The sequence below is a fragment of the Acidobacteriota bacterium genome (assembly GCA_016703965.1).
In the GTDB taxonomy this organism is placed as follows: domain Bacteria; phylum Acidobacteriota; class Blastocatellia; order Pyrinomonadales; family Pyrinomonadaceae; genus OLB17.
The window spans coordinates 1-15315 of sequence record JADJBB010000023.1; the positions used below are offsets into that span (position 1 = coordinate 1).

Here is a 15315-nt window from a genome sequence, read left to right on the forward strand (position 1 = left end):
GTGTTAGCCTGATTTTCTTATCAATATTCTATTTTCCTTTTAATTAAGATCGTGCGTCCGCGTCCCGAACGGCGGAAGATCGTTATTTTCGCCGAAGTCTTTGTCGCTTGGGCGCGTTTCCGCGATGACTCGCTCACCTGCAGGCCGTCCGAATTTATTGAAGATTGCCGGCGTAACAATTTGGTCCGAGCAGAGTCGAGGTCGGGATGCCGCCTAAAACGACGACCGCGAGTGGATGCGGGATCTCTTTGCCCGGGGGCCTCGGCAAGAATGAAGGGTATTAACGAGAGCCCCGCGGTCAGAGCCAGTCATCAAGACGAGGACGAGCCTTTCCAATGAACCGCGTACGATCATGTGTTCAGGTAAAATCCTCGCCCTCCTCTTTCATCAAGTGCAGATAATGCGAGATCATCATGATCCCGTTTCGCGATGTGATCCCAACCAGAGACGAATCCACCATCGTCGCGATGGAAAACGCGCATACTCCCGAGAGTTGCAAGGCCCGAACGGCTCCGATCAACGCTAGGGGATGTTTATCATCACCTGGGGGCTACTCGCCAGTCGCCAAGGCTTTTATCAGGAAAAAAGATCGCGACAGAGTGAGGAAGATCGAAAGCAGGATAAAGTTCTGTTAGCCTCCTGCGATGCCTGAAACTGCCTCCATATTCGAGAGTAGCCGGTCGGCAGTTGTACCTGTGTTGCGACGCTTACGGCTTTGAATGTCACTGGAGGCCAAAGATCACGTCCAGCGACGTTGCTCAATTACAATTCGGCGTTTTGTGTCTTCGCGTAAGATCTGGATTCCGGACCAGAAAATTCTCAACGGCAGCCACCGCCGAAATAGAATTTGCAGGTTCCTGCGGTGTATCGATCGTGACATTTTGGAAACATCCAGACTATGTTGCGAGACGCTTCATCAAAACGAACCACCACGTCATAACGCCGGGCTCCATCAATGGCTTGCGAGACGGTTCGCCCGTTCAATGCCGTTTCAATGTCTGCGTAACCTCGCCCGGCGAGCCCATATTAAGCCGCCTTGACGCGGTCAACATTAAATCGCACCTGCGGGATCAGCACCTGTCGTTCAACTGAAACGTCCGTTGCTCCTGACGGTTTGGATCGTATTGCGAATCTCCTCAGCCTTTGAACGCAGTGCCTCATCGTCGCCGAACAACCGGACGCGATCTGTGCCTAACACCAGACTGCAAATGATCCAACCGATGAGAGATCGGCTGTCCCTACGTTAGATAACTCCGGGAACGACCCGCGAGTTTATCTCGGATCGCCGAAAGGATCTCCTCACGCGAACGGACCGATTTTTAGATCAACATCGATCTCGGTGTAGTGAACACCCTCCCGGCATGTTCGTCGGAGCTCCGGCGGCCCTTCCCGTCCTTCGGCCGGGTCGAGATAACTTCGGGCACCTCTAAGTAGTTTCTCGGAAATTTGGCCGATGCGATTGGATTCAGCCAGAGAAGTACCGGGCGGGCCTGAACATTGACGGTACGTTCCTTCATTAAACTCCGGCAAGAATGATGTTTGGCCAACAAACGGGAAAGTCGCCATCGTCAGGATGAACACCTAGAGCCACCCCGACGATGACTTTGTAAGGATGACGGAGCGTCCAATGTAGAAGTCGTGTCGTATTTTTAACCAGCGAACTATGAAGCTGTCCTGGTGTTCCCTCGCCGACGAAGGTCGAAAACACCGCCACATTCTCGAGAAAATGGGAGGCACCATTCTCATCTTCGCGATCGATCTCAACCGGACCATCGACCGTCTTTGTCTCCTTTTCGCCTAAATGTTTGGGGCAACAGATACGACGCCAAGACGGGCGTTAAGGTTAAACCTTTACGAACAGAGATGCCACGAGTGCAGTAATGTACGCGAGGCCCAGGAGCGAGCAATCTGCCTTCGACACCCGATAAGGCGAAAAGCGGAATAAACACGAGGCGACGATCACCGTGGCATAAATGATGGATGAGCGCACCTCGAGCGAGGCGTGATAGATCACTTCAATAGAAGGACGCGGATTTTCAAGGTTCCGGTTTTCGCCGAGTCGACGGAAGATATTCTCAATGTCGACGATGCATCGTCAACCAACTCGCCGATCGCAACCGCCAAGCCGCCGAGGGTCATTGTTAACACTGATCCCGAACGCGTAGAGAATAAGAAAGGTAACGATGAAAGAAAGCGGGATTGCCGTGAGGTTATAAACGTGGTGCGAAAAATTCAGCAAAAACAGAAACAATACGATCGCGACAAGGATCGCACCGTCACGCAATCCTTCGGTAACATTGCCGATTGAAGCGTTGATAAAGTTGGCTTGCCGGAAGAGATTAGGGTTTATCTCAACGTCGGGGGCAGTGTCTTTTGCAGTTCCTTTACCGCTTCGTCAACCTGTTCTGTCAGATCTTGAGTGCTTGCCCCGGGCTGTTTTTGAACAGAAACAATGACGGCGGGCTTGCCGTTCGTTCCGGCCTCGCCCCCGCTTAATTTTGCGCCAAACTGTACTTCGGCTACATCACCTAAACGAATAGGGGTGTTGTTACGATACGCAACAACCGTTTGCTTCAGTTCGTCGATCGAATAAAACCTGCCAAGGTTCCGAACAAGAGTACTCCTGCGATTAAGCATCTACAAAGCCACCGGTGGAGTTGATATTGATTTCTCCAGCGACCGAAACATCCTCAATGGTGATGCCAAACTGCCTCAGCTTTTCAGGTGAAACAAGAGCCCGATACTGTTTGACGCCCTCCCCGATGGGAATAACCTGAGAAAACCCCGGTGATAGTCAATAGCCGAGGACGGATGGTCCAGTCTGCCAAGGTTCGCAGTTCTAAAGGGTCGGTCGTTCCGTCCTTGCTCGACACCGCGATCAGCATGATCTCGCCCATTATTGACGAGATGGGAGCGAGAAATGGTGACACTCCTTCCGGCAACTGCTCGCGAGCTTCGTTATCTTTTCCGAAACAAGCTGCCGGTTTCGGTAAATATCCGTTCCCCATTCAAACTCAACGTAAACGATGGACAACCCGACGCCGCTTACCGAGCGAACTCGGGACACGCCGGGGACACCATTCATCACGGTCTCGATCGGAAAGACACCTGCGTCTCGACCTCTTCCGGTGCAAGGCCGTTGGCTTCGGTAAGGACGGTGATCGTCGGTTTATTTAGATCCGAAAGACATCAACCGGCAAATTCAACGCCACGTAACTGCCCCAGACAAGCAAAGGGCAGAGATCGCGACGACGATCAACCGGTTCTGAAGGGACCATTTGATAACACCATTTAGCATTTTGAATCAGGTGCGGGGATTTCTATTTACTCCACTTCGCCTTCCACTCGCTCATCATCTTTATCTCAGCTTCTTGAGCTTTGATAATCTGACTGGCGAACGTTTTGATCTCTGCCTTTTCGCTCTTCTGCAACGCTTCTTTCGCCATCGCAACAGCTCCCTCGTGGTGCGGAGTCATCATGTCGATAAACGCAAGGTCAAATTCCTTCTCCTTGGAGTTTGTAAGCTTCGCCATATCCATATTCATGGGAATCCATCATGCCGGGCATTTCCATGTTCATGGCCGCTGGCTTTCCGCGAACCACTGCTCCGCCATCCTTTCATCTGACCGATCTCTTTTTCCTGATCGGCAATGATCTGCGCGGCGAACTTCTTGATGTCGGGATTTTGAGTTTTACCGTCAACCATCTTCGCCATATCGACGGCCCCTGTGATGGGCAGTCATCGTATCTATAAACTGCAGATCGTAAGGCTGACTCGCTGCATTCGGCGAGCTTTTCATCGACGAATGATCCATCGACATGTTCGAGTTCATCGGCATTGAATTGTAATCCATGCCGTTCATATTCATTGATGAATTTGAATTCTTCATCATCGAGTTATGATTCATGGAACTCGAGTTGCCCCCGCCTGACCGCACGCGGCCAAACCTACGGCGGCCAGCCCCAACGTGGCCGTTAACAATAGTGTTTTCATTTTCTTCCCCCTTTTAACTTAGGCGGTCTCAGCCCTCGCTAACGACGATGCTTCCCTTGTACATTCCCATTCCGCAGGCAAATGATATTTGTCCCGCCTCGGTCGGCGTGATGCTAACGACAACATCTTTGCCCACCGGCAGATTTTTGGTAATACCCAGCTTTGCAAATACGACCTTGCTGCCGCAGTTGTTCTTGTCAGCGCGGTTAAACACAAGATTTAGCTTATGTCCCGCCTCGGCGTCGATCGACGACGGCGAAAAGCCGCTTCTCCGAGACGCTAATTTTGACCGTTCTGGTGTGAGCCTCGACGTTCACCGCAACAACCCCGACGCCAACCACGCCGGTAACCAGTAAAAACAGGGCAATCAGTGATCTTTTCATATTTATCTCCTCTAATATTCGTCAATTTTTCTCAATTCTTTTCCAATTTACGTCGCTTAATCTACGATTAATGTCGTTTCTCTGCCCACAGACATCGCTTATTTAGCGTCCGATGTCACTTATTTCTCGTCCGACATCATTAATTTCCCGTCCGATGTCTCTTAACTAACGCCCGACATCGCTTATTTCTTGTCCGATGTCATGTAATTTGCAGCTGACATCAGCAGTTGTTCAATTGATGTCATCTCTCATTGCTCAACGACGATCAGCTTTCCTCGCAACATGTCCATCCCGCAGGCGAATGCGATCTCGCCGGCTTCGGTTGGCGTGAATTCGACCAGGACTGTCTCGCCGACGGGTAGTTTCTTTCGTATCTTTTGCTTGGCAAAGACGACCTCGTCGCCACAATTCTCCGAATCGGCTCGATAGAAAGCTAACTTAACAGGTTGTCCTTTGACGAACGAAACGGATGACGGCTCGTAGCCTTTAGATGAAACAGTGATCTTCGTCGCTCCCGCAGGAACGTTCGCGGCCTTCACCTGTTTAGCCGAACCTGCCGGAACATTCACGATAAACGGAACGCTGATAACCTTCCCGCCACGTTGAAACTGGGCCCAAAGCTTGTAAAGCCCCGCCCGTGGGAACGCGGTATGAGCCGAAACCTCGTAAGCACTTGGTTTTTTCGGGTCTTTCGAATCTGCCCCGTGCGAATGGCCGTCGGCGTTGTGATCTTTTTCCTTCTTATCGCCGTCCATCTTCATCCCGTCCATCTTTTCGCCCTTTGCCATCGGGTGTGCATGGACGAAATCGACCAGGTCTTCGCTGATAATGACGAAGTGCGCCAATTCGCCCAGGTAATTTTGCAGATCGGTCGCGGGCTTTCCGGTTTTCGCGTCAAAGACCGCGAAATCAAGCGTCAGTTCCTGTCCCGCCTCGATCTTCGCACTCGGCTTCATCGTCACCTTCACGCCATCAACCGATTTTTCCAGCTTTGTATCCGCAACGAGAGCGACCTTTGCCCTTTCAGTTCCCGAGACCTTCACATCAATGCGTTCGACCACTTGCTTCGCATTAGGCGGAGTGAAGTCTGCATAAAGTTTGAAATCGCCGCCGTTCGGAAACGTGTGCTGGACTCGATAGGACCCATCTGCGGATGGCTCGGGGTGCACATGATAGAACTCTGCGAGATCCTTCGACACGATCAGTAAATGCATTGGCTTTTCATGAACGATCTGCAGATCCTTCACGACCGAGCTCTTACTGTCTTTTACGGTAAAAACCAGCGTTGCCGGAGCACCGGCCTGAATCTGGCCCGGCTCCGTTTTGAAATCAACCTTAAAGGCCGAATCCGAAGCGGTCGTATTCGCAGAATTTGTTTCGCTGACAACCGTATTCGCGGCATTTGCGTTGTTAACGCCTAGCGAATCTGCCCCGACATTACATGCCGTTAAAAAAATGCCAAATGATGAAATTACTAAAACGGTTCCCAAAATCATTTTCTTTGTCATTATTCTTTCTCTCGATTATTTTCCTCGGCGATCACTCATCTTGATCTATTCACCAGCCTGCGTAGTGCGAAGCTGATAAACTCCTTCAATCACGATCCGCTCGCCCTCTTTCAATCCTGATACGATCTCGTAGAAATCCGCACCTTCGGCCCCCAGTGCGACTTGACGCCGCTCGAATGTCTCACCGCCGTCAAAGACGAACACAAAAGTCTCGCCTAGCTCGCGAACTACCGCCGATTTTGGCACTGCGAGCACCTTACGGTCTCCGCTGGTGTCAATCGTGATCTCAATAAAATTACCGTCCTTAAGCCGGTTGAATGGATTCTTGACCTCGTATATTACCGGCACGGTTCGGGTCTGCTCATTCACGGTTTGTCCAACCGAAACAAGTCTTCCGTCACCGTCAGCAGTACCAATTGTGTAGACCTCGCCGGCTAGGGCCGAAGATGTAAAACTTGCCCGTGTGGATTCTCGAACCGTCGTGAGGTCTTTCTCAAAAACCTGAGCTTCTAAAAGGACGGTGGACAAGTTGACGATGTTGAGTAATTCCGCCCCGCTCGCGACTTGCTGGCCGCTCGTGGCTTTGATCTGGTCGATTATTCCCGTTATGGGCGATATTAGCGGAAAATTCCGCATGGGCTGCCTGACCGTAGGCGAGCGGAAAATACTTTGTCCGGCCTGGGCGGATTTGATCTGCTCGCCCAATAAAACGACCTGCTTCTCGGCCGAAGTTACTTCATCGTCGATAACCCTTACGGCGGTTTGCGCTTCCTCGACACGTTTTCGCGGTACTGCCCCGACTTCCAAAAGGTTCTGCGATCTTCGAAGTTCACGCTGCGCCTGCGCGAGACGCGTCCTTGCTTGCCCGGCCGCAGCTCGTGACTGTGCCTGTTGCGACTGGAGCGAAAGGACAGTATTTCGGAGTTCCAACTTCCGCGCTTCAACCTCCCGCTGCTGCGCTTCGACATCCAGTCTTTGCGACTCGAGCCCGGTCTGTCCCGATACATCTAGCACTTGTTCGACGTATCCAATCTGTTCGCCGCGACCAACAGCAGAACCTAAAGATACCGCCTGATTAAGAACGATCCTTCCCGGCACCTGAGCCGTCACAACTCCTTTAGCGTCCGGTCGAGCCCTGACTACTCCCGTGGTTTTCAAACCGCTCGTAATTTGTCTCGTGTCGATCAACTGAGTCTTTATCCCAAACAGTAGCTGCGATTCTTTCGGCACGGTGATCGTCGTTCCCTTTGACAACTCGTTAACCGCTGCAGTTGAAAAGGCGTCTGGAGGAATCGCAGCCGTTTCGCGCGTCTGAGAAGGCGGAATAAGATACGCCAGTACAACCGTGCTCAATAGAAACACCGTTAGAACAATCGCACCTACCGGTGCAAGTCGCCGAAAAGACGTATCCCCTTTTCTTTTCAAGGCATAAAAGACAACCGCGAACGAAACGCCCGAAAGCAGAAGCAGGATCAGAAGACCGACCCAAAAAGATGTCCGGATCGGTGCTCGTGAAACTGTGACAGGGAAATCAGCCGAAAACGTCCTTTTGTCGTCGGTGGTTATCGAAAAAACTATTTTGTAGTCGCCCGCGCTGTCAAAAACATAAGTTCCCCGGTACAAACCGCCCGGCTCTTCCGTCGCCGCGATATTACCGGCAACCGCCGCACCGTCAGGTCTCGTTGTGCTAAACACGACGGCGGCCTTTTCGACCGGCAACGGCCCCGACCCGAACCCGCCCTGAACCGTCTCGCTCAGTGAGATAAGTACATGTCCAGTTTCACCGGAGCGCGGATCGCCGGGAAGACGTTTCATAATGACAGTCAGCTCGCCGCTGTCATTTTTCACATTCCGTTCGGAGGTAATCGTCGAGATCGCACCTGCCGCCGTCCCTGCAGGAGCTTGTCCGTTCGCAACGAAGGCTGTCACGAGACTTAACGCGATTACCCAGACGGAGGCTAAGAACGATATCTGAGATCGTCTCCCCCTTGGACAAACTGAACGAGCCCTGAGGATTAAGTTTTTGATGGACCTATACATTAATGTGCGTGTGCCTTACCGTACAGAGCCTGCATTGACAAAACATCGATCCTCACGGCGTCCGTGATCGCTTTAGCCAGATCATCCTTCGCACCGTTCGCCTTGATATCAGCCCCTAGCAGCAGATCGTCATCATGGCCCTTTCCGGCAAACTGGCTGAGAAAACCGGCCGGCACGCCCTCGGCCTTGATCTCTTTAATTGACGGCGACCCTTCCTTGTTCTCATAAATAACTATGATCTCCTTGCCTGCCGCCTTGACGATCGTGACCGATCCGATCTGCGTTTTTGTACCATTCGCAGTGGAAAATCCCGGATAGGAATGATGATTTTTTTCGGAGACTTTCCCGCCCGTGTCTTTTTCAATAGATGAGATCTGAGCATCGGTCAGCTCTTTGTGCATGGCCGAAAATGTCTGCGCTCCGGGAAGTGCCGCCTTGACGGAGGCCGGAATCTCATCGGTTTTTGCTGGTGCGGCGGCGTTATTTACTGTATTCGCGTTCGCAGGCGCTTTATTCGCGGAAGCTGTGTTGGCAGCAGGCGTTGTTGTTCCGCCCGAACACGCTAGTGATAATAGGCTCACGGTAATCAAAGTTACGAATATGAGTGTTTTCATTTTTTCTCCTCTTCTATTTTCCTTTTGGTCGTCTCTAACGAACCGATCCGTTCGGTTTTATTCTCGTTATTCGACTTCAAAAATTCTTCCCTGGTAAACTGTCTCGGCACTATCCTGGTATCGGGAAGGACCGATGTCGATCCCGGCATGAATGCGGATGGCGGCAGGGCCGCACCGACTGCTGCCTCGAGTGCTGTCAGGGTCGTGTAGTATTCTTCCAAAACCCGGTTGTAATTCGTGACGTTCTCATTCAAGCGACGCTGTTCGTTAACGACCTCGAACACCGAAAACTCGCCGGCATTATACGCCGCCCGAACGGTCTGTAGATTTGTCTCAGATCTCGGCAGGATTTGAGTTGTGTACAACACCAGCTTTTCCGCGGCGGCCCGATACTGGCCGTAAGCAACTGCGACATCACGCCGTATTGTTGCCTCTAAAAATTCCCGTGTCCGCACCGCTTGAACCTGCTCACCGACAGCGGCTGCAATTCCGCCTTGGTTGCGGTTGGACACCGGAAGATCTATCGACACGCCGAATGTCAGCTCGTTGTCTAAATTATTGGCACGCCCGCCGCCGGCCGATGCGGGCAGATCGGTAAATGCTTTGGTACGCGAAAAACGCACTGATGGCGTGATATCTGGAGCCGCCTGAGCCCGTGCCAAGCTTAGCTTAGCGGTTCCAAGGCGTTCGCCGATCCGAGCGGCCTGTAAGTCGGAGCGATCGCTCAGAGCCTTTTGGGTAAGTTCGCCAAGTCCCAGATCGAGGCGCGGCGGCCGGTCGGACTGAGGCGCCAAGCGAATCGGTTCAGCGACATCGGCTCCGATCAGCGTTCGAATTCTTAATAAGGCAGTTTCCAATTCGTTTCTTGCTTCGATTCTTTGAATTTTCAGGCGGTCGCTTTCAACCTTGACTAAATTCAGGTCGAGCGGTGCCACATCGCCCTCATTTAAGCGTGCTTCCGTCACCCGAACCAGTTCCGCGTCAGCCGCCAGGAGTCTTTCCAATACATCGAGCTGCCGCGCGGCCGATATGGCCCGAGCGTAATCCCGGCGAATTTCGACGGCGATATTCCGTTCGATAGCCGCGACCTCGGCCCGAACCTGTTGGAGCTCAAGTTCCGCGACGGCCCGTCGCTTTCCACGTTTCCCTCCAAGCTCGAAAGGTTGAGCCAACCCTGCCGAAAAGTCATATTCGCTTTCGCCGCCCAGAAAACGGGGGCTGCCGAATTCGGTACTAAAGACCGGATTTGGCCGAAGTCCGGCTTGAACTAGACGTCCTTCGGCGATCACGAGTCGCTGCCGCGCCGCAAGCAGATCCGCCCGACGGCTGCCCGCGCTCTCTACAAGCTGCTCGACACTCATGCCATCCTGACCAATGTATTGAAGCGACGGTGCCGGAGTCGGCACGGGCGAGGGATCAGTTTGCTGGGCCAATGCCGAATGAAAGCTGCCAAAAAGGAGGACGGCTAAACCGAGCTTTGCTGAATACTCAACTACGATCGCTAAAATATTCCTTATGCCCATGGAGTGTCGGTAAACGATGTTCGCTAGAATCTTACGCAGAAAGTGCTTCCTCGTTAACTCCGGGGCCAGCGGCGAAACGCCACACGAAAAACACAAGCCCGAAAAGCAAAATAATTACAATCAAAAAGACAACGCCGATCACCAATTGGGTGAACCAAGACGTTCCGCCCTCGGCCGTAACCGCGGGCGGCTTTACTTCGATTCCGGAAAAAGTGGCGGTGTCGGTTTCGCCATCGTGCGAGACGTTAGCCCGCATCTTGTAAACGCCGGACGGCATCGCCGGAAAGGTCACGCTGTATGTGCCCGCCTGTTCGCCAGCCGCAACCGTCGCATTAAAGACCGTACCGCTCGCCGATTCGACCTCGACCTTTGCATCGGCAAGCTTAAAAGGTTCATTGGTCTCAAATTTCGTAATAAAAAGAACCCCGGTCGTAGGCGTGTCCGGCTCCATCGAAGGGTGCTTTACCATTAGCTCGAGTTCGCCCAAACGAGTCGAATGGGATACAACGCCCTTCGCGTTCGCCGTGGACTTTGGCTTCGCGTCACCATGATCCTCACCGCCATGGGCGAGTATCGCAACAGGCGAGACAAATGTGAACAGGATGCTACCCAGAACGATAAATCCAAACAATCGCGCGATCTGACCTTTCATATACCAGAGACCAATTGCAATGGCTATGCCACTCATTTTTTCCGCACTTTATTGAATTTACTGGGAGTATTCTAGAAGACGATGCCGCTACCATGTATAAAAAGAGACAGGAGCTGTCTGTTTTCAAACAGCAACGGCGGGGCGGGGGACTTGTTTACACCAGCTAGCTGATTTCAAGAATGGAAGGTCGTGCTCATCGGTCAAAAAGTGAAGCACCGATCGGTCATGCCATACGTAGAAATTCTCGACCGGTAGTTCGGCGTCGACTAAACGGCAAAGTCTTGGCCGGATTCTGCGATCTCATACACGTCGTCCTATCTGAATAATCAGATCACTTTCTAATAAGAATCTTTGCTAAGTCTTCGGGAACAGGCATTGACTTGAAAAACCACACGTTCGCCCCGCCGGTGTTGCCAGTCGGATAGATACCCAAAGGCGTTTTTGTCGAGGCTCCGATAAGTCGAACGATCTGTCCCCATATCTCGCGGGGCGAACGCTGCCTGACCGCTAGCTTAAACATCCGCCAATGTATGCAAGTGTGTTGATAGGTCGATGCCTGACCTAGAACGTGAGCGCGTTCGAGGTGATGAAAGGCTAAATTCAAGTCGCCGCTTTCAACAAGCGATTCAGCCAATGCTAACTCTTGAGAAATTGCGGTTGCCAATACTTGATCGGGTTTCATTTTGAGCCTCCCTTCGAACGTCTCTCTGATCGCTTATTGAAAATAATGCCTATTCCTAATAACAGGATAATAATCAGCAAACTCGCACCTACGAAAATTATGAGCTGATGCTCCGTAAGAACATGAAAAAAGTTTGTTTCTTGTTCCATTGCGTTCTTAAATATGCGTCTCGTGACTCGCAAAGCCCTCGCGTTCGGTCTGCACTGTCACCTGTGTGATCTTTAGTTCCTCGACGCAGTGCTCATGAACACTTGTCAGGACGTCGTCATGTTCAGCGCCGTCCGCGAGCACGGCGTGAACGCTGAGGGCATTTACCCCCGATGTGAGCGACCAAACGTGTAGGTCGTGAATCTCGGCGACGCCTTCTAGGGCGGACAAGCTTTCGCGGAGTTTAACGATATTTACGTCAGACGGCGTGCCTTCGAGGAGAACGCCGACCGCATCTTTGAGCAAGATCCACGTTCGCGGCAAGATGAAGAGACCGATTCCAGCGGAAATAAGCGGGTCGGCATAGTACCAACCTGTCGTCAGCATGATGACACCCGCTATGATCACGCCGATGGAGGTGAGCATGTCCGAGAGCACTTCGAAATAGGCTCCCTTCATGTTAAGGCTTTCCTTCGAACCGGCACGCAAGATCATGACGCCCACGATGTTGATCACCAGTCCGACCGACGCCACCCCGAGCATCCAGCCGCTTTCCACTTCGGGCGGATTTTTAAACCGCTGGTAGGCCTCGTAGAGAATGTACAGCGAGATTAAGATCAGCACAACGGCATTGGTGAGCGCCGCGAGTATCTCGACGCGGTAGTATCCGTAAGTGCGCTCGGGCGAAGCGGGCCGCTCGGCAAACTTGATCGCGAGCAGGGCAAGCCCGACGCCCGCAACATCCGTCAACATATGCCCCGCGTCGGCGAGCAACGCCAAACTTCCGGTCCAAAATCCCCCGATCACCTCGACGACGAGGTAAAAGAACGTCATGAAAAAGACGATCGTCAGTTGTCGCTTATTCTTACCGGCCGCCGAAACCCCGTGTGCGTGTCCGCTTCCCATAATTTCTCCTTATAACGCTTGGGCTTATTTTTCCTCTGCTTTGTGATTAGCCCGCCCAATGAAGGAAAGGATAACAACAGTTAAAACCGTGGCGATCAATGCCAGGCCGAGCGTTCCTAAACCGACAGTGACGCCGATGGCTGAGGTCATCCAAATTCCGGCTGCCGTGGTCAATCCTTGAATATCGCGTTCTTCATTTAATTTGAGAATCGAACCCGCGCCGAGAAAGCCGATGCCGGTGACAATTCCCTGAATGACACGCGACAAACCGTCCGAGGACATCCCGTAACCGGAGCAAGCCAACACAAAGACGCAAGTGCCCAGAGCCACCAGAATGTGCGTTCGCAAGCCTGCCTCTTTGCCGGCCTTTTCACGCTCGAAACCGATGACCGCACCGAGTATTACGGCGGCGATCATACGAATAACGACGTGCGCCAACTGCCGCATATCGGGCAATCCATAGGTTAGCTCCTGCCAAAAAATGTCCATTCTCGTTCCTAATCGTTCCTTGTTGCGTTTCGGAAATGAGGTTGACTCAAATGTTCACGTGCATGAATAAAGTTCATAGAGCCCCAGCGGCCGGCGAACTTTGTGTCCCTGTCCTTGTCCCATAGGTTTTTGTCCTAGCTTCCTTTCTTCGCCAATAACCGCCATCGTCTCTGTCGAAATCTGTAGAATAACTGCGCAAATAACCAAACAAATGGCGTCAGGAGGCCCGCCTTGATTTCAACTTTGTCCGAATATCTGCAACTGACCGACGATTCTTCTTCGACCTCGATCAAATGGTTCCAGACTGAGATCACTCCACCACTTTCGCTCGTCGCTAGCTCCATTCGGACATCATCAATTCGCTCAAACTTCAAAGAGTGCATCCAAAGCGGCACTAGTCCAAAAGCGTATAATCGGGTCGTGACCAACTGTCCTTCCTGCCAGACCGCTGGAAAATCACCCGACCGGAAACCCAGGATTCCACGTGTGACAAATACTAGCGTCTGACTTCGCTTCACTAGCTGCCAGGCTATCTCAGCTGGAATGGGCAGGTTACTCTTAACTAAAACTGTCATATTTCAGATCGCATATATCGAAGATCGTCGTGATGCTGAAAGCGGCAACTGGTCAATTTCGATTATCTTCTCTACCAATGCTTTTCTTTCTTTCGGATCAAAACTGCTTTCTCGACCGGCGATACAAGAATGATGCCGTTCTATTCATATTTCTGCTCCTCAGAAACCCATCAAAGTATTTGGAGTTGCGATACACCCGCATGAGCTCAGCTGTAACTTCAACTTAATGCGTCATTACTTTGCCATCTCCTCGGCGATGAGGGATCTTAGTTCAGGCTCGCCGAAGCGGGCGAGCGGGCGGCCGTTGACGAAGAATGTCGGTGTTTGCCGAATGCCGAGGCCTTGGGCGTCTTTTTTGTCGCGTTCGATCTTGGCCGAGTACTGGTTTTGGGTCATCGCGGTCTTCATTTTTTGCAGATCCATGCCTAACGCCATCCCATATTTTTCAAACAACGCGTCAATATCAGATGGCGCCGCGGCGGGCTGTCCGTGTTTCTGGCCCCATTCAGACTGCTTTTGGAAAAGCAATTCCTGAGCCTGCCAGTATTTGCCCTGTTCGCCCGCTACTTCGGTGAAAATTGCCGCCTTCATCGAGTTTGGATGAAGCGGCAGATATCGCATGACCAGTCGGGCTTTGCCCTCGTTCTCGTTGAGGATCTTCTTAACGATCGGCCCAAACGCGGCACAGGCTTCGCATTCCGGGTCATAGAATTCGACGAGCGTTACCTTTGCATCAGCCGGGCCGAGAGTAGGACTGTCAGGTCGAACGAGAGCTTCGGTATTGACCGTGGCTTTGTTTGAATTACTGTTAGTCGCTACCGGTTTGTTTTGAATCGAACTTCGGTAATAGTTTGAGCCGAGCACAAAGGCGACTATCGCTACCAGTATGACCGCAGCCAAAATAATGATTTCTTTTCGCATAAGCTATTTTTCCTCTGATCTATAAAACAGCAAACATAAGGCGATGCTGACAAACGACACTAGCGCCATCAATGGGATGGTAATAAATCCGAACCATTCGATCTGGCGCGATGTGCAGGAAATACCCTGCGTGCACGGCGTGATGCTCTCGGGGATAAACCCGTAATAAAGCAGGTTGTGATATACGGCTATCGCGAGGCCGATGAGGGCGAACGGCAGGGCGTACGCCTTCATCCTGCGATCGTTCAGAATTATTCCTACACCGATTATCAAAACGAGCGGATACATCGCTATACGCTGGTACCAACACAACACGCACGGCGGCAATTCCATTACTTCGCTAAAAAAGAAGCTGCCGCCCATAGACGACAACGAAATCAACCAAGCAGCATAAACAAGAAATCTGTTCATCAGTCAAAGAGTTCCGAGAGAAAGCCTTTACGCTTTTTGTACCCGCCGTGACGCGAGTCCTCACGGTCGGAATAACCGCGCTGATCGCGTTCGGTGTCCCTCGCAGGCTCACCACCTACTGACCGCTCGATTATCTTGTCTAATTCGCCCCGGTCGAGCCATACTCCGCGACACTTGGAACAATAATCGATCTCTATGCCCTGTCTTTCGGACATAACCAAACTCTCACTCACACATGCTGGACAATTCATATTTTCTTCTCCTGTTCACAATAAAATGTATGTCAGCAACTCCAGGCTTCCTATCGCATCTGTTTACAGCCGTTGCGGTCAAAAGCGTACTTTCTTTCGCCGCCGTTTCTTTCTCTGTTCTGCCAACATCCGCCGACTCCCTTTGCGATTTAGACCCGCGGCCTTAGTATCGGACCTGGTAAACCTAAATCTGCGTAATCCTTTCTTGGAAGCCAAGTA

General features: G+C 51.9%; 22 protein-coding genes. All 22 read right to left on the minus strand.

Translation table 11 applies throughout. The features are described 5' to 3' along the window. Nucleotides 1-1319: 1319 nt before the first annotated feature. Entirely contained in the window at nt 1320-1517 is a 198-nt protein-coding gene (locus tag IPG22_17005) for a hypothetical protein (GenBank protein ID MBK6589986.1), read from the minus strand. Further along, entirely contained in the window at nt 1517-1708 is a 192-nt protein-coding gene (locus tag IPG22_17010) for a hypothetical protein (GenBank protein ID MBK6589987.1), read from the minus strand. The genes IPG22_17005 and IPG22_17010 overlap by 1 nt, the downstream gene beginning before the upstream one ends. Nucleotides 1709-2095: 387 nt before the next feature. Beyond that, nucleotides 2096-2350, minus strand: coding sequence for an efflux RND transporter permease subunit (locus IPG22_17015; protein MBK6589988.1), 255 nt, complete (start codon nt 2348-2350; stop codon nt 2096-2098). Beyond that, complete coding sequence (locus tag IPG22_17020) at nt 2347-2637, minus strand: efflux RND transporter permease subunit (GenBank protein ID MBK6589989.1); 291 nt, start codon at nt 2635-2637, stop codon at nt 2347-2349. Before IPG22_17020 ends, IPG22_17015 begins: the two co-directional genes overlap by 4 nt. 83 nt (nt 2638-2720) lie before the next feature. After that, nucleotides 2721-2930, minus strand: coding sequence for a hypothetical protein (locus IPG22_17025; protein MBK6589990.1), 210 nt, complete (start codon nt 2928-2930; stop codon nt 2721-2723). Then, entirely contained in the window at nt 2897-3085 is a 189-nt protein-coding gene (locus tag IPG22_17030) for an efflux RND transporter permease subunit (GenBank protein MBK6589991.1), read from the minus strand. The genes IPG22_17025 and IPG22_17030 overlap by 34 nt, the downstream gene beginning before the upstream one ends. 235 nt (nt 3086-3320) lie before the next feature. Next, a complete protein-coding gene (locus tag IPG22_17035; GenBank protein MBK6589992.1) occupies nt 3321-3533 on the minus strand; it encodes a DUF305 domain-containing protein in 213 nt (70 codons plus the stop codon). 8 nt (nt 3534-3541) lie between these two features. Then, entirely contained in the window at nt 3542-3715 is a 174-nt protein-coding gene (locus tag IPG22_17040; GenBank protein MBK6589993.1) for a DUF305 domain-containing protein, read from the minus strand. Then, nucleotides 3699-3893 (minus strand): hypothetical protein, encoded by a 195-nt coding sequence (locus IPG22_17045; protein MBK6589994.1) that lies wholly within the window; start codon nt 3891-3893, stop codon nt 3699-3701. The genes IPG22_17040 and IPG22_17045 overlap by 17 nt, the downstream gene beginning before the upstream one ends. Nucleotides 3894-4022: 129 nt before the next feature. Beyond that, nucleotides 4023-4241, minus strand: coding sequence for a cupredoxin domain-containing protein (locus tag IPG22_17050; protein ID MBK6589995.1), 219 nt, complete (start codon nt 4239-4241; stop codon nt 4023-4025). Further along, nucleotides 4219-4377 (minus strand): hypothetical protein, encoded by a 159-nt coding sequence (locus tag IPG22_17055; GenBank protein ID MBK6589996.1) that lies wholly within the window; start codon nt 4375-4377, stop codon nt 4219-4221. The genes IPG22_17050 and IPG22_17055 overlap by 23 nt, the downstream gene beginning before the upstream one ends. Nucleotides 4378-4625: 248 nt before the next feature. Then, nucleotides 4626-5885 (minus strand): cupredoxin domain-containing protein, encoded by a 1260-nt coding sequence (locus tag IPG22_17060; protein MBK6589997.1) that lies wholly within the window; start codon nt 5883-5885, stop codon nt 4626-4628. Between the two features lie 45 nt (nt 5886-5930). After that, nucleotides 5931-7814: an efflux RND transporter periplasmic adaptor subunit gene (locus tag IPG22_17065; protein MBK6589998.1), complete on the minus strand. Its 1884-nt coding sequence runs from the start codon at nt 7812-7814 to the stop codon at nt 5931-5933. A gap of 110 nt (nt 7815-7924) precedes the next feature. Then, nucleotides 7925-8539 carry a hypothetical protein gene (locus IPG22_17070; GenBank protein MBK6589999.1) on the minus strand — a complete coding sequence of 205 codons (615 nt, stop codon included), beginning with the start codon at nt 8537-8539 and terminating at the stop codon, nt 7925-7927. Beyond that, entirely contained in the window at nt 8536-10062 is a 1527-nt protein-coding gene (locus tag IPG22_17075; GenBank protein ID MBK6590000.1) for a TolC family protein, read from the minus strand. Before IPG22_17075 ends, IPG22_17070 begins: the two co-directional genes overlap by 4 nt. Before the next feature lie 31 nt (nt 10063-10093). Continuing rightward, nucleotides 10094-10750 carry a hypothetical protein gene (locus tag IPG22_17080; protein MBK6590001.1) on the minus strand — a complete coding sequence of 219 codons (657 nt, stop codon included), beginning with the start codon at nt 10748-10750 and terminating at the stop codon, nt 10094-10096. Between the two features lie 295 nt (nt 10751-11045). After that, entirely contained in the window at nt 11046-11396 is a 351-nt protein-coding gene (locus tag IPG22_17085) for a DUF3703 domain-containing protein (protein ID MBK6590002.1), read from the minus strand. Between the two features lie 156 nt (nt 11397-11552). Continuing rightward, nucleotides 11553-12449 carry a cation transporter gene (locus IPG22_17090; protein ID MBK6590003.1) on the minus strand — a complete coding sequence of 299 codons (897 nt, stop codon included), beginning with the start codon at nt 12447-12449 and terminating at the stop codon, nt 11553-11555. Between the two features lie 24 nt (nt 12450-12473). After that, on the minus strand, nt 12474-12938 hold the full coding sequence (locus IPG22_17095; GenBank protein ID MBK6590004.1) for an MgtC/SapB family protein: 465 nt from the start codon (nt 12936-12938) through the stop codon (nt 12474-12476). Nucleotides 12939-13747: 809 nt separating this feature from the next. Beyond that, nucleotides 13748-14434, minus strand: a complete 687-nt coding sequence (locus IPG22_17100) for a thioredoxin domain-containing protein (protein MBK6590005.1) — start codon at nt 14432-14434, stop codon at nt 13748-13750. Between the two features lie 3 nt (nt 14435-14437). Continuing rightward, nucleotides 14438-14845 (minus strand): disulfide bond formation protein B, encoded by a 408-nt coding sequence (locus tag IPG22_17105; GenBank protein MBK6590006.1) that lies wholly within the window; start codon nt 14843-14845, stop codon nt 14438-14440. Beyond that, nucleotides 14845-15096, minus strand: a complete 252-nt coding sequence (locus tag IPG22_17110; protein ID MBK6590007.1) for a zf-TFIIB domain-containing protein — start codon at nt 15094-15096, stop codon at nt 14845-14847. The genes IPG22_17105 and IPG22_17110 overlap by 1 nt, the downstream gene beginning before the upstream one ends. Nucleotides 15097-15315: the final 219 nt, after the last annotated feature.

What these genes read in the sequence shown, in the direction of transcription:
- IPG22_17040 (MBK6589993.1), bottom strand. Translation starts at nt 3,715, where the DNA reads ATGGCGAAGATGGTTGACGGTAAAACTCAAAATCCCGACATCAAGAAG.
- IPG22_17045 (MBK6589994.1), bottom strand. Translation starts at nt 3,893, where the DNA reads ATGATGAAGAATTCAAATTCATCAATGAATATGAACGGCATGGATTAC.
- IPG22_17110 (MBK6590007.1), bottom strand. Translation starts at nt 15,096, where the DNA reads ATGAATTGTCCAGCATGTGTGAGTGAGAGTTTGGTTATGTCCGAAAGA.
- IPG22_17035 (MBK6589992.1), bottom strand. Translation starts at nt 3,533, where the DNA reads ATGGCGAAGCTTACAAACTCCAAGGAGAAGGAATTTGACCTTGCGTTT.
- IPG22_17020 (MBK6589989.1), bottom strand. Translation starts at nt 2,637, where the DNA reads ATGCTTAATCGCAGGAGTACTCTTGTTCGGAACCTTGGCAGGTTTTAT.
- IPG22_17100 (MBK6590005.1), bottom strand. Translation starts at nt 14,434, where the DNA reads ATGCGAAAAGAAATCATTATTTTGGCTGCGGTCATACTGGTAGCGATA.
- IPG22_17105 (MBK6590006.1), bottom strand. Translation starts at nt 14,845, where the DNA reads ATGAACAGATTTCTTGTTTATGCTGCTTGGTTGATTTCGTTGTCGTCT.
- IPG22_17070 (MBK6589999.1), bottom strand. Translation starts at nt 8,539, where the DNA reads ATGAAAACACTCATATTCGTAACTTTGATTACCGTGAGCCTATTATCA.
- IPG22_17090 (MBK6590003.1), bottom strand. Translation starts at nt 12,449, where the DNA reads ATGGGAAGCGGACACGCACACGGGGTTTCGGCGGCCGGTAAGAATAAG.
- IPG22_17080 (MBK6590001.1), bottom strand. Translation starts at nt 10,750, where the DNA reads ATGAGTGGCATAGCCATTGCAATTGGTCTCTGGTATATGAAAGGTCAG.
- IPG22_17060 (MBK6589997.1), bottom strand. Translation starts at nt 5,885, where the DNA reads ATGACAAAGAAAATGATTTTGGGAACCGTTTTAGTAATTTCATCATTT.
- IPG22_17055 (MBK6589996.1), bottom strand. Translation starts at nt 4,377, where the DNA reads ATGAAAAGATCACTGATTGCCCTGTTTTTACTGGTTACCGGCGTGGTT.
- IPG22_17075 (MBK6590000.1), bottom strand. Translation starts at nt 10,062, where the DNA reads ATGGGCATAAGGAATATTTTAGCGATCGTAGTTGAGTATTCAGCAAAG.
- IPG22_17085 (MBK6590002.1), bottom strand. Translation starts at nt 11,396, where the DNA reads ATGAAACCCGATCAAGTATTGGCAACCGCAATTTCTCAAGAGTTAGCA.
- IPG22_17095 (MBK6590004.1), bottom strand. Translation starts at nt 12,938, where the DNA reads ATGGACATTTTTTGGCAGGAGCTAACCTATGGATTGCCCGATATGCGG.
- IPG22_17005 (MBK6589986.1), bottom strand. Translation starts at nt 1,517, where the DNA reads ATGAAGGAACGTACCGTCAATGTTCAGGCCCGCCCGGTACTTCTCTGG.
- IPG22_17030 (MBK6589991.1), bottom strand. Translation starts at nt 3,085, where the DNA reads ATGAATGGTGTCCCCGGCGTGTCCCGAGTTCGCTCGGTAAGCGGCGTC.